Source organism: Tenacibaculum litoreum, from assembly GCF_964513915.1.
Taxonomy (GTDB): Bacteria; Bacteroidota; Bacteroidia; order Flavobacteriales; family Flavobacteriaceae; genus Polaribacter; species Polaribacter litoreum.
Genome location: NZ_CAZEQS010000003.1, coordinates 101,445 through 123,615, shown reverse-complemented (window position 1 = coordinate 123,615; position 22,171 = coordinate 101,445). Strand labels below are relative to the sequence as shown.

Here is a 22,171-nt window from a genome sequence, read left to right as displayed (position 1 = left end):
TTTTCTTATTTTAATCGAACATCAGATACCGATGCTCCTGTTGGAATCATTGGAAATACATTACCTTCCTTTTCTACACAAACTTCTAAGAAATAGGCTTCTTTAGACTGCATCATTTCTTGAACAGCTGTTGCTAATTCTTCTCTTTTAGTAACTCTATTAGCTGCCATATGATATCCTTTAGCAATTGCTACAAAATCAGGATTTGTCATTACTGTAGAAGCATATCGTTTGTCAAAAAACAACTGTTGCCATTGTCGTACCATTCCTAAAAACTCATTATTCAGTACTACAATTTTAACCGCTGCTTTGGTTTGTAAAATCGTTCCTAGTTCTTGTATAGTCATTTGGTAACCTCCGTCACCAATCACAGCAACTACTTCTCGCTCTGGGGTTCCCATTTTAGCCCCAATCGCAGCAGGTAAGGCGAATCCCATAGTTCCTAATCCACCTGAAGTAATATTACTTTTTGTTTGGTTGAATTCCGCATAACGACTTGCTACCATTTGATGTTGACCCACATCTGTAACTATAATGGCTTTTCCTTCAGAAGCTTCATTTATTTGCTTGATAACCTCTCCCATCGTTAAACCTTCTTTGGTTGGAAACAAATCATTTTTTATCACGTTATCAAACTCAACTGCATCGAGATTTCTAAATTCTTGTAACCACTCTTTGTGTGAATTTACTTTTAAAAGAGGTAGTGCTGCCGTTAAGGTTTCTTTTACATTTCCTAAAACAGCTACATCTGTCTTTACATTTTTGTCAACTTCCGCAGGGTCTATTTCAAAATGAATTATTTTAGCTTGTTTAGCATAACGACTTAAATCACCTGTAACACGATCGTCAAAACGCATTCCGATAGCAATTAACACATCACATTCATTGGTAAGTTTATTCGGACTATAATTTCCATGCATTCCAACCATACCAACATGTAGAGGATGTTTAGTTGGTAAAGCCGATAAACCTAACAATGTACTTGCCGATGGAATTCCTGCTTTCTCTATAAAAGCTTTAAATTCTTCTTCAGCTTCTCCAAGTATTACTCCTTGCCCCCAAACTACAAATGGTCTCTCCGCATTGTTAATCAACTCAACAGCTGCTTCAACACTTTGGATATTCATGCTCGGAACAGGTTGATAACTTCGTACCGATGTACATTTTTTATATTCAAAATCAAACTCTTCAAACTGCGCATTTTTGGTAATATCAACCAAAACAGGTCCTGGTCTTCCTGAACGAGCAATGTAAAATGCTTTTGCCATTACTTCTGGAATGTCACTTGCTTTCGTTATTTGATAATTCCACTTAGTTACGGGAGTTGAAATTCCTACAATATCTGTTTCTTGAAATGCATCAGAACCTAATAAATGTGCTCCTACTTGCCCTGTAATACATACCATTGGAGTAGAATCTATCTGCGCATCGGCAATCCCAGTAATTAAGTTGGTTGCTCCTGGGCCTGAAGTTGCTATAGCAACTCCTACTTTACCTGTAGCTCTAGCATAGCCTTGTGCCGCATGTGTAGCTCCTTGCTCGTGACGTGTTAATACATGATTCAATTTATCTTGATATTTATACAACTCATCATATACAGGCATAATAGCTCCTCCTGGATACCCATACAATAAATCGACTCCTTCTGCTAATAAACATTTTACTACAGCTTCTGCACCTGTAATGGTTACTCTCTGTGTTGTTTCTAATTCTGTTTGTTGTTTCGTTTTTGTTTCCATAAACTCAGCTTTATGCTTTTAGCTTTTAGCTATATGCTTAGTTATTTTATTAAATTTTTAACGCTACTATGTGTAGTCTTGAATCTTAATTCTCTGTCTTTATCTAAAAATCAAACACCTTTAGGCAAGCCTCAGAAAATTTACCTTCTGGCTATCGCCCTGCGATTAAAATTCGTCGGTTACACATCCGTTAGATGCTGATGCTACTGTTCTTGCATATTTATATAGTACTCCTCTTTTTACTTTTAAAGGTGGAGCTGTCCATTTTTGTTTTCTCTTTGCTAATTCTTCTTCAGAAACTTCTAGATTAATCGTATTAGTTTCTGCATTAATGGTTATCGTATCTCCATCTTTTACCAAAGCGATTACACCACCTTCTTGGGCTTCTGGTGTAATGTGACCTACTACAAATCCGTGCGTTCCCCCAGAAAAGCGTCCATCGGTAATTAGCGCAACCTCTTTTCCTAATCCTGCTCCCATAATAGCAGCTGTTGGCTTTAGCATTTCTGGCATTCCAGGGCCTCCTTTAGGACCTTCATAGCGAATTACCACTACGTCCCCTTTTTCTACTTTTCCGTCTCGTATCCCGTCATTTGCCTCATATTCTCCTTCAAAAACTTTTGCCTTTCCTGAAAAATACAATCCTTCTTTTCCTGTTATTTTAGCTACAGAACCTTCTCTGGCTAAGTTTCCATAGAGCATTCGTAAATGCCCAGTAGCTTTGATAGGGTTTTCGGTGGGTTTGATGACTTCTTGTCCGTTTGTTAAACTTGGAACTGCTGCTAAATTTTCCTCCAATGTTTTTCCAGTTACGGTTAAACAATCTCCATGTAACAACCCTTTTTCTAGTAAGTATTTTAAAACTGCTGGAGTACCGCCTACCTTGTGTACGTCTTCCATAAGGTACTTTCCACTAGGTTTTAAATCGGCTAAAAACGGTGTTTCATCAGAAATACGTTGAAAATCTTCTAAGGTAAATTGTACCTCTGCTGCTTTTGCTATAGCTAAAAAGTGTAATACTGCATTGGTAGAACCTCCCATAACTGTTACCAATCGTACCGCATTCTCCAACGATTTTTTAGTAACGATGTCTGATGGTTTAATATCTTTTTCAAGTAATACCCGTAACGCTTCCCCTGCATTGACACATTCTTGCTCTTTGTCATTGCTAATTGCAGGGTTAGATGAATTGTAAGGTAAACTCATACCCAAAGCTTCAATTGCTGACGCCATAGTATTTGCAGTATACATTCCTCCACAAGCTCCGGCTCCTGGGCATGCTTTCTCAATCACATTTTGATATTCCTTTTGAGTAATGGTTCCAGCAACTTTCTCTCCCCAAGCTTCAAAAGCTGATACCACATCTAACTTTTTTCCTTCATGACACCCAGACGCAATGGTTCCTCCATATACTAAAACTGAAGGACGGTTTAAACGCAACATCGCCATTAATGCTCCTGGCATGTTTTTGTCACATCCAACCACCGTTACCAAACCGTCATATGACATCGCTTGTACCACCGTTTCCATAGAGTCGGCAATCACATCACGAGAAGGTAAAGAATAGCGCATACCTGGTGTTCCCATAGAAATTCCGTCGGAAACACCTATGGTATTAAATATCAACCCTACTAAATTGGCATTTTCAGTTCCTTCTTTTACCAATTTTGCTAAATCGTTTAGGTGCATGTTACACGGATTTCCTTCGTACCCCGTACTTGCAATTCCAACCAACGGTTTTTCTAAATCTGATTTTGACAATCCTATGGCATGCAACATGGCTTGTGCTGCCGGTTGCGTATCATCTTGCGTTACTTGTTTACTAAATTTGTTTAGTTCCATGTTAGCTTGCTTTTCGTTTTTGACGTAAGCCTAATACTTCGTCTTTATATAATTTCATTAGTTTGTGTCCGTGTGATTTTTCCCACGCTAGAGGAAATTGATAATCGTCTAGCGACTGTAATCCTACTACTTCGGCTGCAGTTCCTGTAAAAAAGCAAGCGTCTGCATTTTTTAATTCTTCTAACGTAAAATGCTTTTCTTCAACAGAGATTCCTTCTTCTTTACATAAATCGATAACTGTAGCACGGGTAATTCCTGCCATAATGTGACCTCTTGGTGGCGTGTATAACTTCCCATCTTTCTGCATAAAAACATTTGCCCCAGAACATTCAGCTACATTACCGTTCATATCTAATAACAATGCTTCGTCATAACCGTTGTTTTTTGCTTCGTTAGTTGATAGTATTGAGTTAGTATAGTGACCTGTTACTTTGGCTTCTACAAAACATGATTTTGGATTCGGACGTTGGAACGAAGACGTTTTTACACGTAGTAATTTATCTCCCATATATTTTCCCCATTCCCAGCATTGAATAACTAAGTTGGTTTCTTTAGAAGTCAACAAACTCATATCGGCTCCAGTAGTGACTAGCGGACGGATATAAGCATCTTTCAAACCGTTACGCTCTAGTAATTCGTAAGTGATTTGGGTTAATTCGTCTTCTGAATACTCCAATTGAATATTCATTACTTCTGCTCCATACTTTAGCCTTTTGTAATGCTCATACGACTTAAAGACTTTAGTTCCTTCCGTTGTATTATAAGCTCTGATACCTTCGAAAACTCCGTTTCCGTAGTGTAAACTTTGGCTATACAAATTAGCGCTAGCATCTTTCGCTTTGATAAACTGTCCGTTGTAAAAAATTACTGTTTCCTCGTTATAGTACATTTTTAGTTGTTTTTACTGTTCAAAATTATTTTTCGCTTTTTACTTTACTTTCTTGTTTTTTAAGGCTTCGATGATTTTCACTGACTCTTAAAAACACACAAAAACCTTAAAACCAAATACTTAAAACCAAATCATTATGATATTCACGGTATAAAAAAAGCCTGTATCTTGAGTTAGATACAGGCTTCCTTATAGGCAATAACTATCTGTATCAACTCGGTGGAGAGCTAATAATGACAATAATAATTACCACGATGTTAAAAATTTGATTCATGTTTTTTGCAACTAAAAAAGGCTTCCTAAAATTTAGGAAGCCTTCTTAATTAATTTATATGTTAAATATTAAATACCGCTTCCCTATCCTTGTGAAATAATCACAATGACAATAATAATAGAAATGATATTTAAAACTTGTTTTTTCATTTGATGTCACAAATATTTGAAATTATTTTTTAGTTATCCTAATGTTTTTTTGATTTTTTTTATTTCCCCTTTAAAAACACATCTCATAACCTATTGTTTTACTATTAGTTACAAAAGTTTTTGTTTTTTATTTAGTATTTATCAAAATTTATTTTATAGATTTGCGCCATTATGCAAACAAATAAAATATACAACAATATACCCAGTTTATCAGTGCGGTCTTTCAACCGACGCTAGTCTTTCCTTGCACAAAACTGAGTATTGTATAATTTTATTTTCATCCTTTTGATTTCTATAATCTACATTTTTATATCGTTACTAACTCTTGTTATTGTTTTCAATAACGTAGCTGTTGTACGACCTATTTTTATCCGACGTCGCCCGTAAGGGTGCTATTTCTTTTGGGAACCTAGGTGCGTCCGGTTCTTCTTTTCAAACCACCGATTTTTAACAAAATATTTATCTAAAATCAATTTCAATGAGAGTTGTTATTGCTGATCAATCGCATAGTAAGTATGCCGAAATTATTTGTCAAACTATTGACGAAGCTGCTCTGGTTAGAGGCACAGGAATTGCCAAAAGAAAACCAGAATACATCATTACAAAACTAGAAAATGGTAACGCTGTTATTGCCTTAGATGGTGATCAATTTGCTGGTTTTTGTTATATCGAAGCCTGGAGTCATGGCAAATTTGTAGCCAACTCTGGATTGATTGTTCACCCAAACTATAGAGGTATTGGTTTAGCCAAACAAATTAAGAAAGTAGTTTTTGAGCATTCTAAAGCTAAATTTCCTAATGCTAAAATATTTAGTATTACTACTGGTTTGGCGGTTATGAAACTGAATAGCGAACTAGGTTATAAACCTGTAACCTTTTCTGAACTTACAGAAGATCAATCTTTCTGGAATGGTTGCCAAACCTGTAAAAACTATGATGTTTTGCAACGTACTCAACAAAAAATGTGTTTGTGTACTGGTATGCTATACGATCCTAACAAAAAAACTCAGAACATAAAAGTAAAAGATAAAGTCTTTCAAAGACTAAAAAGAATTAAGGAAACCATCTTCCTAAAAAAAGACAAAAAATGAAAAAATTAGTAATTGCTTATAGTGGCGGATTAGATACTTCGTACTGTGCGGTAAGCTTATCAAAACAAGGATATGAAGTTCATGCTGTCAGCGTGAATACTGGCGGATTTTCTTCCGAAGAAATTAAAAAAATTGAAGAAAATGCCTACACGATGGGTGTGGCTACCTATAAAAACATTAATGCGGTAACTGATTATTACAGCAAAGTAATTAAGTACTTAATTTTTGGTAACGTGTTAAAAAACAACACGTATCCACTTTCGGTAAGCGCTGAAAGAATTATACAAGCCATAGAAATAGTAAACTACGCTAAAAGTATTGGTGCTAGCTATATTGCTCATGGTAGTACAGGTGCTGGAAACGACCAGGTGAGGTTTGATATGATTTTTCAAACCATTGCTCCTGAAATTGAAATCATCACACCTATAAGAGATTTACAACTTTCAAGACAGGAAGAAATTGAGTATTTAAAAAGTAGCGGTATTGATTTGTCATGGGAAAAAGCTAAATATTCTGTAAACAAAGGTTTATGGGGAACTAGTGTTGGTGGTGAAGAAACGTTGACTTCTGAACAGCCATTACCAGAACACGCCTATCCTTCGCAAGTAACTAAAGTAGTACCTGAGCAAGTAAAACTTTCGTTTGTAAAAGGGGAACTAGTAGCCATCAATGATGATGAAAAAACTCCTGTACAAAACATCGAACAATTGAATACCCTAGCGTCTAAATTCGGGATTGGTAGAGACATTCATGTAGGCGATACCATTGTTGGAATTAAAGGAAGAGTTGGTTTTCAAGCTGCTGCTGCGTTAATCACAATTAAAGCGCATCATTTGTTAGAAAAGCACACCTTAACTAAATGGCAATTACAACACAAAGAATATTTAGCAAGTTTTTATGGTATGCATTTACATGAAGGTCAGTATTTAGATCCTGTGATGAGAGATATGGAAGCCTTCTTTACAAATAGCCAAGCAAAGGTAACTGGCGATGTTTTTGTGACGCTAAAACCATATCACTTTACCTTGGATGGAATTGATTCTCCACATGATTTAATGAATGCCAAATTTGGTAGCTACGGTGAACTAAACAAAGGATGGACCGCTGAAGATGCAAAAGGTTTTATCAAAATCTTAGGAAACCAGAATAAAATATATCAACAAGTGAATCGATAGACAGTTAGCAGTTAGCAGTTAGCGAAAACACAAGTTTAGAACTTTGTTAGTTTACATATTTAATACTAACTACTAAAATAAAAACCGTCATAACGAGAAATACTAATCTTAGCAGATTGCTTCGTTTTCACTCGCAATGACAACACATAATATAAATATAGAATTTTGTTAGTATAGATTCTAATTACTCAATACTAACTACTAAATTCTAAATACTAGTAAACAAATCTCACTTAGTGAGCAAACAACAAACAATATGATACAAGTAGGAATCATCGGAGGTGCTGGTTATACAGCAGGAGAGTTAATTAGGCTTTTATTACAACATCCAAAAGCAGCTATTAATTTTGTGTATAGCACTTCTAATTCGGGTAACAAAATAGCGAATGTCCATCAGGATTTGGTGGGGAGTACTGATTTAACATTCACCAATAAAATCAATGCTTCAGTAGATGTGCTGTTTTTATGCTTAGGGCACGGAAATTCTAAACAGTTTTTGGAAACACATACCTTTTCAAATCATACAAAAATTATTGATTTAGGAAATGATTTCAGACTGGAAGCTGATAGTACTTTTCAAGGAAAAGAGTTTGTGTATGGTTTACCTGAATTTCAAAAAGAAGCAATACAAAACGCTTCTTATATTGCAAATCCAGGTTGTTTTGCTACGGCTATTCAATTAGGATTGCTTCCATTAGCTAACACTGGTTTATTACAGAATGATGTACATATCAATGCAGTTACAGGTGCAACGGGTGCAGGAACTTCATTATCAGCTACCACACATTTTACGTGGAGAGATAATAATTATTCGTACTACAAGCCTTTTACCCACCAGCATTTAGGAGAAATCAATCAAACTATACATACACTTCAAACCAGTTTTGAATCAGAGGTATTGTTTCTTCCTAATAGAGGAGATTTTTCCAGAGGTATTTATGCAACATTATACACAAATTTTGAAGGAAGTTTAGAAGAAGCACAACAACTGTATTCAGACTACTATAGAGGTGCAGTTTTTACACACGTAGCCGATAATGAACTACACTTAAAACAGGTGGTAAACACCAATAAGTGTTTAATTCATCTGCATAAACACGGAGATAAACTACTGATAACAAGCATCATAGATAACTTATTAAAAGGAGCTTCTGGACAGGCAATTCAAAACATGAACCTGATGTTTGGTTTTCAGGAAGACACAGGATTACAGCTAAAAGCCAACTATTTTTAACCCTCACAGAGGGATTAGGTAAACCAAGATGAATGTCTTAATACAAGAAGTGAATAATACAAAATATATAATCTAAACTAAACTTTCTCAAATGAAAATAGCAATTATAGGAACAGGTAACTTAGGGAAATCGATCGCTAAAGGATTGACACAAAACAATTCGTTTTCTCAACTCTTCTTAACCAAGAGAAACATTGAAGAACTTAATGAATTTAAAGAGGTACCCAACGTTTTCATTAGTTCTAATAACAAGGAAGCAATCACAGCATCTGATGTATTAATTTTTGCTGTACAACCAACACATTTAGAAGCTCTTTTAAAAGAAACTGCTCCCCTATTATCAGACAATCATATAGTGATTTCTACAGTTGCTGGTTTTTCTATTGAAAAAATGGAAGCGCTTATTGGTTCAGACACTACTATTATCAGAGCCATGCCTAATACTGCTATTGCCGTTGGAAAATCGATGACTTGTCTTAGTGGTAATACTCAAAAGAAGGAAGATTTAGAAATAGCTACAACTATTTTTAATCAACTAGGAACTTCTATGATTATTCCTGAAGATCAAATGCAAGCAGCCACCGTAATATGTGCTAGTGGAATTGCTTTTTGGATGCGCTTAATACGGGCAACTACACAAGCTGCTATTCAGTTAGGTTTCGATGCAAAAGAAGCACAAGAATTGGCAATGCATACTAGTGAAGGTGCTGCCAACTTACTCATAGCTACAGGAAATCATCCTGAAGAAGAAATCGATAAAGTTACCACTCCAAAAGGCTGTACCATTGAAGGTTTGAATGAAATGGAACACAAAGGATTAAGTGCAGCATTAATACAAGGAATGGTAGCCTCTTTTAACAAAATTAATACCATAAAAAAAGAAAACTAATGAGTTTATTTAATGTATATCCTCTATTTGATATAACCCCAGTAACCGCCAACGATGTATATGTATACGACGATAAAGGCGCAGAATATTTAGATTTATATGGCGGACATGCCGTAATTTCTATAGGGCACTCACACCCTGCCTATGTTAAAAATATTAGTGAACAAGTAAGCAAACTAGGTTTTTATAGCAACGCGATTCAAAATCCGTTACAGGTTGAATTGGCTGACCAACTAGAAAATATATCGGGTTGTAAAGATTATCAGTTATTCTTGTGTAATTCGGGAGCCGAAGCCAATGAAAATGCTTTAAAACTAGCCTCTTTTCATACTGGTAAACAAAAAGTAATTGCTTTTAAAAACTCTTTTCACGGACGTACTTCTGCGGCAGTAGCAGCTACAGACAATCCTAAGATTGTAGCGCCTATAAATGCGCAGCAAGAAGTTATCTTTTTAGAGTTTGAAGATTTAGCAGGTGTTGAAAAAGCCTTACAAAACAATGATGTTTGTGCCATTATTATTGAAACCATTCAAGGTATTGGTGGATTAGACGAAGCATCAACTACTTTTTACCAAGGGTTAGAAAAACTATGTAAGCAATACAACACGTTATTAATTGCTGATGAAATTCAGTGCGGATTTGGTAGAACGGGTGATTTCTTTGCTTTTCAAAAACACGGCATTACTCCGCATATCATTTCTATGGCAAAAGGAATGGGGAACGGATTTCCTGTAGGTGGAATTTTAATTCATCCAAGTATTGAGGCTTCTTATGGTTTACTAGGAACTACCTTTGGTGGTAATCACTTAGCTTGTACCGCTTCCTTAGCTGTTCTTGAAACCATTAAAAAAGAGCAGTTGATGGAAAATGCACAGCAAATTGCTGCGTATTTTATGGAACAAGCAGCTTCAATTCCACAACTAAAAGCTGTAAAAGGAAGAGGTCTAATGTTAGGATTAGAATTCAACTTTCCTATTGCTGACCTAAGAAAAAACCTAATATTCAAGCATCATATTTTCACAGGAAGCGCTAAGAATCCGAACTTATTAAGAATTCTTCCACCATTAACCATTCAAAAGCAACATATCGATGTGTTTTTTGATGCTTTAAAAAAGGAACTGTCATGAAAAAATACACCAGCCTAAACGATATTGAAAACCTTTCAGAAACTATTCAAAAGGCAATTCAATTAAAAGAAAACCCCTATCAGTTTGCTGATTTGGGAAAACACAAAACCTTAGTCATGCTTTTTTTCAATGCTAGTTTACGTACAAGATTAAGTACCGAAAAAGCGGCTAAAAACTTAGGTATGGAAGTAAGTGTGTTAAACATTACCAACGCTTGGAATATGGAGTTTGAAGACGGTACTGTAATGAATTTAAACACTTCAGAACATATTAAAGAGGCTGCCATGGTAATTTCTCAGTATGCTGACATCATTGCGGTAAGAGCTTTTCCTACGTTGAAAGACAAAGAAAAAGATACCTCTGAAATTATACTCAACAGTTTTGTAAAATATGCTACGGTTCCTGTTATCAATATGGAAAGCGCTACTGACCATCCGTTGCAAGCCTTGGCAGATGCGATTACTATTACGGAAACTAAAAAAGTTGACAAACCTAAAGTTGTGTTGTCTTGGGCTCCACACCCCAAAGCATTACCACACTCAGTTGCCAATGCTTTTGTACACCTCATGCACAACATGGATGTAGAATTTGTTATAACGCACCCCGAAGGTTATGAGCTAGACCCAGAAATTACAAAAGAGTTTCCTATCGAGTACGATCAAGAGAAAGCTTTTGAAAATGCCGACTTTATCTATGCTAAAAACTGGAGTTCTTTTAATGAATATGGTAAAATATTGAACGAAGATCCTAACTGGATGATTACTCAGGAAAAAATAGGCGCTGCTAAATTTATGCACTGCTTACCTATCAGAAGAAATGTGGTAGCGGAAGATGCGGTTTTAGATGGCGACAATTCTCTTGTGATTGAACAAGCCAACAACAGAACCTTTGCTGCACAGATAGTATTAAAGGAAATATTGAAAACAGTGAACAGTGAACAGTGAACAGTGAACAATGAACAATGAACAATGAACAATGAACAATGAACAATGAACAATGAACAATAATAACTGATAATTGATAATTGATAATTGAAGAAATGAAAACCATAAAGATTGTTAAAATAGGCGGAAACATCATTAATGATGAGATAGCCCTACATAGCTTCTTAGCTGATTTCGCTCAGTTAAAAGGTCCGAAAGTGTTAGTTCATGGTGGTGGAAAATTAGCTTCTGAATTGGCTAAACAGTTAAATATTCCTGTGACGATGATTGATGGCAGACGTGTAACCGATATACAAACTTTAGATTTGATTACTATGGTATATGCAGGTAAAATCAACAAGCAAATTGTTGCGCAGTTACAAGCGCACAATGCCAACGCTATAGGTTTTACAGGAGCGGACGGAAATACTATTGTATCAACCAAACGTCCTGCTGAACCTATAGATTACGGATTTGCAGGCGACGTTGTTACCGTAAATCCACAAATACTAACCGTATTAATTAATAATGAAGTAACGCCTGTGTTTTGTGCCATTACGCACGATGCTAACGGACAGTTATTGAACACAAATGCAGACACCATCGCTTCAGAAATTGCTATAGGTCTCTCTGCTCATTTTAGTACAGAACTATATTACTGTTTTGAAAAATCGGGAGTGCTAAGTGATGTAACCGATGACAACTCTATTATCGAACAAATCACTTCAGAATCCTACGCGCAATTAAAAGCTGATGGAGTCATATTTGAAGGAATGCTTCCTAAACTAGACAACTGCTTTCACGCCCTAAAAAATAACGTTCATAAAGTTCATATAGGTAGTACAACTATGCTATTTAACTCAAAAAACAAACACACCTCATTACAACTATCATGATACAAAGACTTACCACAAAAGCCATCAATCTGTTAAAAAACCTAATAGAAACACCTTCTTTTTCTTCGGAAGAAGATGCTACTGCCCTACTGCTAGAAAACTGGTTTCAAGAATTTGATATTCCGTATACCAGAACACAGAACAATGTATGGTCAGTAAATAAACATTTTGATGCTAACAAACCTACATTATTACTCAACTCGCATCACGATACGGTAAAACCTAATAACGGCTATACCAAAGATCCTTTTAAAGCTATTGTAGAAGACGGTAAACTCTACGGATTAGGAAGTAACGATGCTGGTGGATGTTTGGTTTCGCTGTTAGCAACCTACACCCACTTCTACCAAAAAGAAAACTTGACTTACAACCTTGTTTTTGCAGGAACTGCCGAGGAAGAAAGCAGTGGCCCTAACGGTTTAAACGGATTACTAAAAACTTTACCAAACATTGATGTAGCCATCGTAGGAGAACCTACTTTAATGAATCTAGCTATTGCTGAAAAAGGCTTGGTAGTTTTTGATGCTGAGGTAAAAGGAACCCCAAGTCATGCCGCACACCCGAACCACGATAATGCTATTTATAACAGTATTGAAGTATTGCAGTGGTTTAAAGATGTTGAATTTAAAAAAACCTCGGAAACCTTGGGAGACGTAAAACTCACGGTAACACAAATCAATGCAGGGAAACAACACAATGCTGTTCCTTCCGAAGTAAAATTAGTGGTCGATGTTCGTGTAAACGATCAATATACCAATCAGGAAATTAGTGATTTTTTACAAGAACACGCACCTTGTAAGATACAACCAAGAAGTTTGAATTTGAATTCATCTTCAATACCAAAAGAACATCCATTAGTACAAGCAGGTATTGCTTTAGGAAGAAAAACCTATGGTTCTCCTACCCTATCTGACCAAGCAGTATTGAGCTGTCCGTCATTAAAATTAGGACCTGGAGACAGCACTCGCTCACACACCGCTGATGAGTTTATTTATCTTCAAGAAATTGAGGAAGGAATTGAGTTGTATATAAAATTATTAGAGAAAGTATTGTAGAAGAAAATAGAACAGAGAACCAAGAACAAAGACTTCCTAAAATCTTTATTCTAAGCCAACCGTCATTCCGAACGAGGTACGAGGAGGAACCTTAATAAAATGAGTAACAAACATACTTAAGATTTCTCCCACTGGTCGAAATGACAAAAAACAATAAAAAGAGTCAAGAACAAAGACTTATAACCAAATCTTTGCTCTAACAGCGAAGCGGTCTATTCTCTTGGCTCTAAAAAACAATCGTCATTCCGAACGATAGAGAGAAACCGTAAGGTTCAGCGTAGCTAAATCTCATTAAAAAGAGTAACTCATAAGTTTGAGACCTCTCACATACGTTCGAGGTGACAAACAAACAATGAGAATTTTGTTAGTTATAGTGTTTAACACTCAATACTAACTTCTCAATACTCAGTACTAATTTAAAAACATAAAAAAATGAAACTTTGGGACAAAGGATTATCCATAGATAAAAAAATAGAACATTTCACTGTTGGAAATGACAGAGAAATAGACATACACATTGCTCCGTATGATTTGCAAGCATCGTTAGCACACGCTAAAATGCTAGCATCCATCGGTATTATTACTTCGGAAGAATTAGCACAAGTAACTACTGGAATTGCTACACTACAACAGCAAGTGGCAGAAGGTACTTTTGTAATTGATGCTCAGTTTGAAGATGTACATTCTAAAATTGAGTTCGAATTAACCAACATGTACGGTGAAGTTGGTAAGAAAATTCATACAGCACGTTCAAGAAACGATCAGGTTTTAGTAGCGTTGCAATTGTATTATAAAGACAATCTTCAATCGATTTCTGATAAAACAAAAACACTATTCAATACATTATTACAATTAGCAGAGCAATACAAAACTAAACTATTACCAGGTTATACTCACTTACAAGTGGCAATGCCTTCTTCTTTCGGATTATGGTTTTCTGCGTATGCTGAATTGCTAATTGACGATTTGTACATGGTTAATGCAGCGCTAAAAACAGTAGATCAAAATCCGTTAGGTTCAGCAGCTGGATATGGTAGCTCTTTTCCAATCGATAGAGAGTTTACCACAAAAGAATTAGGCTTTGAAACCTTAAAATACAATGTGGTGGCAGCACAAATGAGCAGAGGAAAAAGTGAACGTACCCTTACCATGGCGTTGGGTAGCGTGAGTAATACACTAGCTCGTTTTGCGATGGATATCTGCCTGTATATGAGTCAGAATTTTGATTTTATTTCTTTTCCTGATGAATTAACTACAGGTAGTAGCATTATGCCGCATAAAAAGAATCCTGATGTGTTTGAATTGATTAGAGGAAAGTGCAATAAAATTCAAGCTTTGTATACTGAAACTTTGTTAATCACTAACAATTTACCTAGTGGATATCATAGAGATTATCAGTTATTAAAAGAAAACATCATCAATGCTTTTGAAGAGTTAAAAGATGTGCTAGATATTTTTGATTACGCTATTCAGCAAGTTATTGTAAAAGATATTGACCTACAGGATGAGAAATACAAATATCTATTTACAGTAGACAATATGAATACCTTGGTAGAAAATGGTATGAGTTTTAGAGAGGCTTACCAAAAAATTGGTGGTGAAGTTGTCAACGGTACATATACTCCTGATACTTCTAAAAAACATACGCATGTGGGTAGTATTGATAATTTGTGTCTGGATAAAATACGTGAAAAGCTTGGTTAGTGGTAGGTACTAAAAAAAGTCGTCATTACGAGGAGGTCATTGAGCGAAGTCGAAATGAGTGACGAAGTAATCTGTTTGTCAAGAACTCTAAACTTAGAGATTGCTTCGCTTTAGCCTGTCTTGTTCGACAGCCGAAAGGCTCGCAATGACGTTAGCCTATACAAAAGTATACTGTCATTCCGAACGAGGTACGAGGAGGAATCTGTTTAATTTAAGTCTAGAACATTCTTAACAGTTCCTAACATACAATTATAAGATTTCTCCCTTTGGTCGAAATGACAAATCCATCGTCATTACGAGGAGGGTACGACGAAGTAATCTGTAAGTAGTTAACTCAAAACTTAGAGATTGCTTCGTTTTAGCCTGTCTTGAGCGACAGTCGAAAGGCTCACAATGACGTAAACCTATACAATAGTATACTGTCATTCCGAACGATAGAGAGAAACCGTAAGGTTCAGCGTAGCTAAATCTCAACAAAATGAGTAACAAACATTCTTAAGATTATTGTTAGTATTCTTTTTCTTGATAAAAAGAAACAAAAATCAAGACTTACAATAAAATCGTAAGAAAATACTACGACATCTTCCACTGATAAAAAGAACTCGCTATCGCTCAAACAGCTTTTTATCTTACACCCATCGCTGCTGTCTTGATTTTCAAAGATTTTCTTGTAGGTCATAAAGTAGAGTGTCATTCCGAACGATAGAGAGGAATCTGCTTAATTTAAGTCTAGAACATTCTTAACAGTTCCTAACATACAATTATAAGATTTCTCCCTTTGGTCGAAATGACAAATCCATCGTCATTACGGGGAGGATACGACGAAGTAATCTGTAAGTAGTTAACTCAAAACTTAGAGATTGCTTCGTTTTAGCCTGTCTTGAGCGACAGTCGAAAGGCTCGCAATGACGTTAACCTATACAACAGTATACTGTCATTCCGAACGAGGTACGAGGAGGAATCTGTTTAATTTAAGTCTAGAACATTCTTAACAGTTCCTAACATGCAATTATAAGATTTAGCTACGCTGAACCTTATTAAAAGGTGTAACTCATTGCCTTGAGACCTCTCACATAGGTTCGAGGTGACACGATGAAATTAGAATTTTGTTAGATTTTAATAGAACTCATAAAACTGTTATATAAAAAGAGGTTATTCTTAACAAATAACCTCTTTTTATGTTTTATTTCTTTACTGTTCTTGAGCCTATGGAGAACTTATATCCAAATTGAAATTGGTAAAAGGCCTCATCGCTTTCGCTTCCTTTGTAGTTATAGGTTACTAGTCTTGCAAAAATGGCTTGGTTTGGGTTTTTGTTAGGGTGATAAAACACCTCTGCTTGATTTTTTACTACGGGTACTTTAAAATCTAAATCTATAGTACTAGACCCGTTATAGCTTTTATAATCAAACCAGTGAAGTCCTAACTTGTAATTGAATCCGAAGTTGTTAAATCGTTTTGATGATAAACTTACTCCTCCTCCATAACTCAATGCTTTTAAGTTTTCTACCCCTTGGGTATCGTTTTGAACTCTTGTTAAGTTATAGTCTACCGTACCAAAAAAGTTCATTTTCATAGGATAGTTTTTTTGATACACTTCAAAGAAGTTTACTTCTCCTCCAACGGTTAAAAAGCGTTTTTCTACCAAATCTAACGTATTTCCTATTACACCACCTGTTGCGGCAACCAACCCTTTATCTTCCTCAAACTTAGCGTAGTGTACGTAAGGTGTAATCGACTTTAAAAACTCAAACTGCATTGAAGAACTAAAGATTTGTCTTGAAAAAGGAAATACATAAAACTTCGCGCTTCCTTCTAACTGCACCAATCCGTTGTCAGACTCACCAAAGAGTGCTAAAAAGTCGGTATAAGCACGTAGCTCTACTATTTTATCTAAGTAAGTATCTTGTTTTATTTGATAGGTTGCTGGTGCTGTTAGGTTGGTTTCGTTTCCATCAATATCTTCTTTAGGCAGTTCTAACGTTAAGTCGTGTGGTACGTAGTTGTTTCCTATTTTATACTTATACATGAGTACATCACTTAAACGAATACGAAGGTTTTCAAACTCTTTTTCATCAACATTGGTTGTTGGTTGTTTTTGTGAATAGAAAAGGTAGTTTTTAGATGCCCAATACCCATATCGTAAAAAACTTACCCCTACATAATTTTCAAACAATAGTAAACTTCCCTTATACTCTACCAATACTTGGATATCTGCTAAGCTACCATCACGGATTTCAATATCTATCTTTTTAAACTTATACTTTGCTGTTTCTTGGCGCTTATGCTCATTATCATAAAAACAAAACTCCTGCCCTTCTTTAGGTATGGTAATATCTCCAAAGTAAGCTTCTTGATTTACTTGCTTTAATACCTGATTGAATACTTTTTTCTCTCTAGATGTCCTCTCTGCTCCGTTAATGTCTTCACTAATAATTACATCCTCGTTAAAATAGCTGTAGGTTACAGGTTCTTCTACCGTTTCTTCTTGTTCAGCTTCTTTGGCTATGGCTTCTCGTGTAGGTGGTTCTTTATGAGGAAACCAACTAGTTATTGAATCAGCAGGAATGCTTGTACATACATTTTTATAACTAGTAAATTTAGTATAGGTAAGGTTTAGTGAATCTATATACGCTTTTCTGTCTTTAATTAAAGTACTAAGCTTATCTAGACTTTCTTGGGTAATCGACTTTTTTGTTTCGTCTATTTCTTGCTTCTTTTCTTCTAATGTTTTGTTGTAGTTTTCATAGGTACTACTCAACTTTTTTATTTCGGATTCACAGTTAATAGTTTGTGTTTGTCCGTTAACGCAAAGCACATAAAAAAAGAGTGCTAAGCAAGTGCTCAGGGTTTTCATAATATTTATAAAGTTTAGTTTGTTGGTTGTTGTTATACACAACTATACTTGTTTTTATGTTGTTAGTACAACATGTATTAAAACGCTATACAACTGCATATTAACATTTTAAAAGTAGTAAAATATCATTAGCTATAATAACTATTGTGTTATTAAATGGTAATTATATGTGTAATAATGTATGTTTTGCGGATATCTGCAATTTGTGTTGCGGAAAACCGTAAGATCACTTAGTATTAGTTTTATATTTTGTGTCGGATTTCTAATAACTGTTAAGGTCAAAAGCCTAATTACACATAAATATTATTGATTAAAAAACACCTTTTTCACCTACTCACACATAGTTTTATATGCAAATAGAGAAAATTAAAATAGAGAATTTCAGACTTTTAAAAAACGTTAGTCTTTCATTACAGGATAAAACAACAGTTATAGTTGGTCGTAATAACTCAGGTAAGACTTCTTTGACTGAGATATTTCGACGATTTTCCAAAAGAGATAAATTTAAACTTGAAGATTTTAGTCTTGCTTCTCTTTCTTGTTTTTCAAAAGCTTTGAAAGCTAAATTGGATGAGAGAAATGATTCTTTAATAAGAAGATTACTTCCAAGTATTAATATGTCTTTACTCATAGATTACTCTGACAACAAAGATGATTATGGTGTACTTAGCAATTTTATAATTGACCTAGATGAAAATATAGAAAAGGCTAAAATTAAAATATCATACAGACTACAAGATGGAAAAATAGATGCTTTTTTCTCTGACTTAACAGATAAAAATACTTACGATTTATTTGAGGTTTTAAGAGAACGAATACCGATGTATTATGATTTTGAGATTATCGCTATTGATACTCAAGATTCTACTAATATTTCAAAAACTGAATTTGAAAATTACAAACGTTTAATTCGAACAGATTTCATCAATGCACAACGTTGGTTAGATGATGAAACTATAAAAGAAAATGATGTTTTAGGAAAAGTTCTTAGTAGTATTTTCAGTAACGCTTCTAAAGATTCTGCGCCAGATGAAATGCAAAAAAAATCACAAGATCTGGACATGGTTGTAAAACAAATACAAACAACTGTGGATTCCGATTTTAATTCTAAAGTTGAAGCTTTAATTCCAGCACTAGAGATTATGGGATACCCAGGGTTAAGTGACTCAAAATTTACTACCAAAACAACTTTTGATGCTAAAACTATTATTGAAAAAAACACGAAACTACTATACGAGAAACCTCATGGAATAAATCTTCCTGAAACATACAATGGATTAGGCTCAAGAAACCTAATATTTATCTTATTTCATTTATTTGATTACTTCAGGCAATTTCAATCCGATGAAATACAGCCTAAAAATCATGTGATTTTTATTGAAGAACCAGAGGCTCATCTTCATCCTCAAATGCAAGAAGTCTTTATTCGAAAACTCTATGAAATTGCAGATACATTTTCTAAACAGTTAAATAATGGAAAAAATTGGCCTGTTCAATTTATTGTAACAACACACTCAACTCACATAGCAAATGAAGCCGACTTTGAATCTATACGCTATTTTCTTTCCAAAGGAGAGAATGAATTACAAACATATATTAAAGACCTTAATGAAGAATTTAGCAAGTCAGAAAATGAAACAGACAAAAATTTTATTCATAAATACCTAACTTTAACTAAATGTGATTTATTCTTTGCAGATAAGGCCATTATGATTGAAGGACCTACCGAAAGAATTCTAATGCCTGAATTCATTAAAAAATTAGATGAATGTAACCTTTCTAATCAATTTACCTCTATAGTAGAAATTGGTGGCGCATACGCACATCACTTTTATAAATTCTTGGACTATTTAGAGTTAAAAACATTAATAATAACTGATCTTGACTCAACCAAGCCTGAAAAAACAAAAAAAGGAATTAGATACAAGGCTTGCCCTGTTTCAATAGGTGAAAAGTCAAGTAACAGTGGATTAATTAAATGGTTTAAGTATACTAGTAATAATGTTGATTTAGCCAAAATTCGTTCTAAAAAAACAGAAGATAAAATTGAAGGTGTAAGAAGAATTGCTTACCAAATTGAAGAAGATTCAAAAGGATGTTGTGGACGAAGTTTTGAAGATGCTTTTATAATTTCCAATCCTGAGCTTTTTAAAATATCTGAAACTGAAGGAAAAAATTTAGAAATAAAAGCTTTTAAAAAAGCTAAAAAGTATAGTTCAAAGAAAACTGACTTTGCTATAAAATATGCCTATGAAAAATCGAATTGGACGATTCCTCTATATATAAAAGAAGGTTTATTATGGCTATCAGAAAATGAATCAAATAAAGTTTTAAGTACCGATCTAATAAAATAGAATTCTATGAATAACCCAGCTGAAAAAGCATCTGAAGAAACTCTAAAAAAAATATACAATGCATTAGATAAAAGTAGTTCATTTCGTGTTGAAGCTGGTGCTGGTGCAGGTAAAACATACTCTCTAATAGAAGCTTTAAAATATTTAATAAAATCAAAAACTGATACACTTAAAAAGAACTCTCAAAAAATAGCATGCATTACCTATACCAATATTGCTACAGATGAGATTAAAAGTAGAATTGACAATCATCCAATAGTTTTAGTTGATACAATACATGGTTTCTGTTGGTCAATATTAAAAAGCTTTCAATCCCAAATGAGAGAACAAATACCTCTATTAGGAGATAATAAGCTTAATGAAAAAATTGATGATGCAGGCGGATTAAGAAAGCAAAAAATTGTATACGATTTAGGTTATCGAAATGCATCGGAGAAATATATATATATTCATCATGATAATGTAATACAACTTTTTACTTCCTTTCTCTCAAAAGAGAAGTTTAGAAATATTCTGAAGAATCAATACCCTATAATATTTATTGATGAATACCAAGATACCGATTCAGAATTAGGTAAAGCTATAAAATTAAATTTGATAGAGTCTAATATTGGTATTCAAATTGGACTATTCGGAGATCACTGGCAAAAAATTTATGATAATAGAATTGGTAAAATGGCTTCTGACAAGATTAAGGAAATTGGGAAGAATGCAAATTTTAGGTCTGAAAAGAACATTGTTAAGTTTCTAAATAGAATGCGCCCTAATCTTCATCAAAATGAAAAAGACCCTAAATCCTCAGGTGAAATTAAAGTATTTCATACAAATAAATGGACAGGTATAAGACGAGATGGTAAAGGTGGTGGACATTGGACAGGGGATCTACCAGAGGGTGAAGTTGGTAATTATTTTAGAATTGTAAAAGATAAACTTATACAGGAAGGTTGGGAATTTACATCTGAAAAAACTAAGATTTTAATGCTAACTAATTCTGTTCTTGCACGAGAACAGGGATATAGTAACCTAACTAAAGTTTTTAAATACCCTGATGATTATCTTAAAATGCAAGACAAATACATAGACTATCTTGTAAACATTCTTGAACCAGTTTCTGAGCACTTCAATAAAAAAAAATATGGAGAAATGTTAAAAGCAATTGGAATTAGAACCCCCAGATTGAGAAATCATAATGATAAAAAAGTTTGGAATGAAAGTTTAAATAAGTTAATTAATCTCAGAAACACAGGTACTATCGGAGATATTATTGACTGCTTAATAGAAACACAAAAACCTCGTTTATCTGCTAAAATTGAAGAGTCAGAAGAGAAATTCTTGCAACTTAAAGACTTGACTGAATATAAAAATAAAACTGATAAAGAATTTATCTCAAAAATAAAGAAACTCAAGTCTATTCAATACTCAGAAATAATAGAGCTTGCAAAATACATTGATGATAAAACCCCATTCTCAACTAATCATGGTGTTAAAGGTGCTGAATTTGAAAATGTGTTAGTCGTCTGTGGTAGAGGATGGAATAAATATAACTGGGATCAGTTCCTAAGTTGGGAAGCTAATGGTTATCCTGCTAACAAAAACGAAGCTTTTGAACGTAATAGAAATCTTTTCTACGTATCCTGTTCTAGACCTAAAAAAAGATTAGCTGTTTTATTTACACAAAAATTATCAGATCCGGCTTTAACAACTTTAAATAAATGGTTTTTACCTAAAAATATTTCTTCTATCTAGTTTTTAGAGGTAAAAGTATAAACAACGCGGATTCCACATCCGCGTTTTCTTTTTCCATACCTTCCCTACACTTCCTAAAACGTTAAAAAACTCATAAAGTCAGAGAGTTAAAACGAAAAAAAACTATTTTAGTGTCAGCTATAAAAATTGTTTGTAAAAAGTAAATTGCTATCTCTTATTACTATTCAATCACATTCAATTTTACAACATCTTTACGAAGTTAATGCT

General features: G+C 34.4%; 15 protein-coding genes. 11 read left to right on the top strand and 4 right to left on the bottom strand.

The window, feature by feature from the left end:
* Positions 1 to 5 precede the first annotated feature (5 nt).
* The 3 genes from ilvB to ACKTTR_RS06725 form a co-directional block, all read right to left on the bottom strand.
* A complete protein-coding gene (gene ilvB / locus ACKTTR_RS06735; RefSeq protein WP_408027110.1) occupies positions 6 to 1,739 on the bottom strand; it encodes a biosynthetic-type acetolactate synthase large subunit in 1,734 nt (577 codons plus the stop codon).
* A 165-nt stretch (positions 1,740 to 1,904) separates the two neighbouring features.
* On the bottom strand, positions 1,905 to 3,581 hold the full coding sequence (ilvD, locus tag ACKTTR_RS06730) for a dihydroxy-acid dehydratase (RefSeq protein WP_408027109.1): 1,677 nt from the start codon (positions 3,579 to 3,581) through the stop codon (positions 1,905 to 1,907).
* Between the two features lies 1 nt (position 3,582).
* Complete coding sequence (locus ACKTTR_RS06725; protein ID WP_408027108.1) at positions 3,583 to 4,470, bottom strand: branched-chain amino acid transaminase; 888 nt, start codon at positions 4,468 to 4,470, stop codon at positions 3,583 to 3,585.
* A 901-nt stretch (positions 4,471 to 5,371) separates the two neighbouring features.
* Between ACKTTR_RS06725 and ACKTTR_RS06720 the strand changes: the two genes are divergently transcribed.
* The 9 genes from ACKTTR_RS06720 to argH all read left to right on the top strand — a co-directional run bounded on the left by ACKTTR_RS06720 (position 5,372) and on the right by argH (position 14,986).
* Positions 5,372 to 5,983 (top strand): GNAT family N-acetyltransferase, encoded by a 612-nt coding sequence (locus tag ACKTTR_RS06720; RefSeq protein ID WP_408027107.1) that lies wholly within the window; start codon positions 5,372 to 5,374, stop codon positions 5,981 to 5,983.
* Entirely contained in the window at positions 5,980 to 7,158 is a 1,179-nt protein-coding gene (locus ACKTTR_RS06715) for an argininosuccinate synthase (RefSeq protein WP_408027106.1), read from the top strand. Before ACKTTR_RS06720 ends, ACKTTR_RS06715 begins: the two co-directional genes overlap by 4 nt.
* A gap of 256 nt (positions 7,159 to 7,414) precedes the next feature.
* Positions 7,415 to 8,392: an N-acetyl-gamma-glutamyl-phosphate reductase gene (gene argC, locus ACKTTR_RS06710; protein ID WP_408027105.1), complete on the top strand. Its 978-nt coding sequence runs from the start codon at positions 7,415 to 7,417 to the stop codon at positions 8,390 to 8,392.
* Between the two features lie 91 nt (positions 8,393 to 8,483).
* On the top strand, positions 8,484 to 9,281 hold the full coding sequence (proC, locus tag ACKTTR_RS06705) for a pyrroline-5-carboxylate reductase (RefSeq protein WP_408027104.1): 798 nt from the start codon (positions 8,484 to 8,486) through the stop codon (positions 9,279 to 9,281).
* Positions 9,281 to 10,408, top strand: coding sequence for an aspartate aminotransferase family protein (locus ACKTTR_RS06700; RefSeq protein WP_408027103.1), 1,128 nt, complete (start codon positions 9,281 to 9,283; stop codon positions 10,406 to 10,408). The genes proC and ACKTTR_RS06700 overlap by 1 nt, the downstream gene beginning before the upstream one ends.
* Positions 10,405 to 11,352 (top strand): Rossmann-fold NAD(P)-binding domain-containing protein, encoded by a 948-nt coding sequence (locus tag ACKTTR_RS06695; protein WP_408027102.1) that lies wholly within the window; start codon positions 10,405 to 10,407, stop codon positions 11,350 to 11,352. Before ACKTTR_RS06700 ends, ACKTTR_RS06695 begins: the two co-directional genes overlap by 4 nt.
* Positions 11,353 to 11,447: 95 nt before the next feature.
* The gene (gene argB, locus ACKTTR_RS06690; protein ID WP_408027101.1) at positions 11,448 to 12,227 is read left to right on the top strand and encodes an acetylglutamate kinase; all 780 of its coding nucleotides are present in this window, start codon (positions 11,448 to 11,450) and stop codon (positions 12,225 to 12,227) included.
* Positions 12,224 to 13,282, top strand: a complete 1,059-nt coding sequence (locus ACKTTR_RS06685) for a M20 family metallo-hydrolase (protein WP_408027100.1) — start codon at positions 12,224 to 12,226, stop codon at positions 13,280 to 13,282. The genes argB and ACKTTR_RS06685 overlap by 4 nt, the downstream gene beginning before the upstream one ends.
* Positions 13,283 to 13,714: 432 nt before the next feature.
* Positions 13,715 to 14,986 carry an argininosuccinate lyase gene (gene argH, locus ACKTTR_RS06680; protein ID WP_408027099.1) on the top strand — a complete coding sequence of 424 codons (1,272 nt, stop codon included), beginning with the start codon at positions 13,715 to 13,717 and terminating at the stop codon, positions 14,984 to 14,986.
* Between the two features lie 1,183 nt (positions 14,987 to 16,169).
* Here argH and ACKTTR_RS06675 read toward each other — a convergent pair.
* Positions 16,170 to 17,843, bottom strand: coding sequence for a hypothetical protein (locus tag ACKTTR_RS06675; protein ID WP_408027098.1), 1,674 nt, complete (start codon positions 17,841 to 17,843; stop codon positions 16,170 to 16,172).
* Between the two features lie 350 nt (positions 17,844 to 18,193).
* Between ACKTTR_RS06675 and ACKTTR_RS06670 the strand changes: the two genes are divergently transcribed.
* Complete coding sequence (locus ACKTTR_RS06670) at positions 18,194 to 20,197, top strand: AAA family ATPase (protein WP_408027097.1); 2,004 nt, start codon at positions 18,194 to 18,196, stop codon at positions 20,195 to 20,197.
* 6 nt (positions 20,198 to 20,203) lie between these two features.
* Positions 20,204 to 21,943: a UvrD-helicase domain-containing protein gene (locus ACKTTR_RS06665; RefSeq protein WP_408027096.1), complete on the top strand. Its 1,740-nt coding sequence runs from the start codon at positions 20,204 to 20,206 to the stop codon at positions 21,941 to 21,943.
* The last annotated feature ends 228 nt before the right edge of the window (positions 21,944 to 22,171 follow it).

Excerpts from the sequence above, each read along its gene's own strand:
- ilvB (WP_408027110.1), bottom strand. The coding sequence starts at position 1,739 with ATGGAAACAAAAACGAAACAACAAACAGAATTAGAAACAACACAGAGA.
- ilvD (WP_408027109.1), bottom strand. The coding sequence starts at position 3,581 with ATGGAACTAAACAAATTTAGTAAACAAGTAACGCAAGATGATACGCAA.
- ACKTTR_RS06725 (WP_408027108.1), bottom strand. The coding sequence starts at position 4,470 with ATGTACTATAACGAGGAAACAGTAATTTTTTACAACGGACAGTTTATC.
- ACKTTR_RS06720 (WP_408027107.1), top strand. The coding sequence starts at position 5,372 with ATGAGAGTTGTTATTGCTGATCAATCGCATAGTAAGTATGCCGAAATT.
- ACKTTR_RS06715 (WP_408027106.1), top strand. The coding sequence starts at position 5,980 with ATGAAAAAATTAGTAATTGCTTATAGTGGCGGATTAGATACTTCGTAC.
- argC (WP_408027105.1), top strand. The coding sequence starts at position 7,415 with ATGATACAAGTAGGAATCATCGGAGGTGCTGGTTATACAGCAGGAGAG.
- proC (WP_408027104.1), top strand. The coding sequence starts at position 8,484 with ATGAAAATAGCAATTATAGGAACAGGTAACTTAGGGAAATCGATCGCT.
- ACKTTR_RS06700 (WP_408027103.1), top strand. The coding sequence starts at position 9,281 with ATGAGTTTATTTAATGTATATCCTCTATTTGATATAACCCCAGTAACC.
- ACKTTR_RS06695 (WP_408027102.1), top strand. The coding sequence starts at position 10,405 with ATGAAAAAATACACCAGCCTAAACGATATTGAAAACCTTTCAGAAACT.
- argB (WP_408027101.1), top strand. The coding sequence starts at position 11,448 with ATGAAAACCATAAAGATTGTTAAAATAGGCGGAAACATCATTAATGAT.
- ACKTTR_RS06685 (WP_408027100.1), top strand. The coding sequence starts at position 12,224 with ATGATACAAAGACTTACCACAAAAGCCATCAATCTGTTAAAAAACCTA.
- argH (WP_408027099.1), top strand. The coding sequence starts at position 13,715 with ATGAAACTTTGGGACAAAGGATTATCCATAGATAAAAAAATAGAACAT.
- ACKTTR_RS06675 (WP_408027098.1), bottom strand. The coding sequence starts at position 17,843 with ATGAAAACCCTGAGCACTTGCTTAGCACTCTTTTTTTATGTGCTTTGC.
- ACKTTR_RS06670 (WP_408027097.1), top strand. The coding sequence starts at position 18,194 with ATGCAAATAGAGAAAATTAAAATAGAGAATTTCAGACTTTTAAAAAAC.
- ACKTTR_RS06665 (WP_408027096.1), top strand. The coding sequence starts at position 20,204 with ATGAATAACCCAGCTGAAAAAGCATCTGAAGAAACTCTAAAAAAAATA.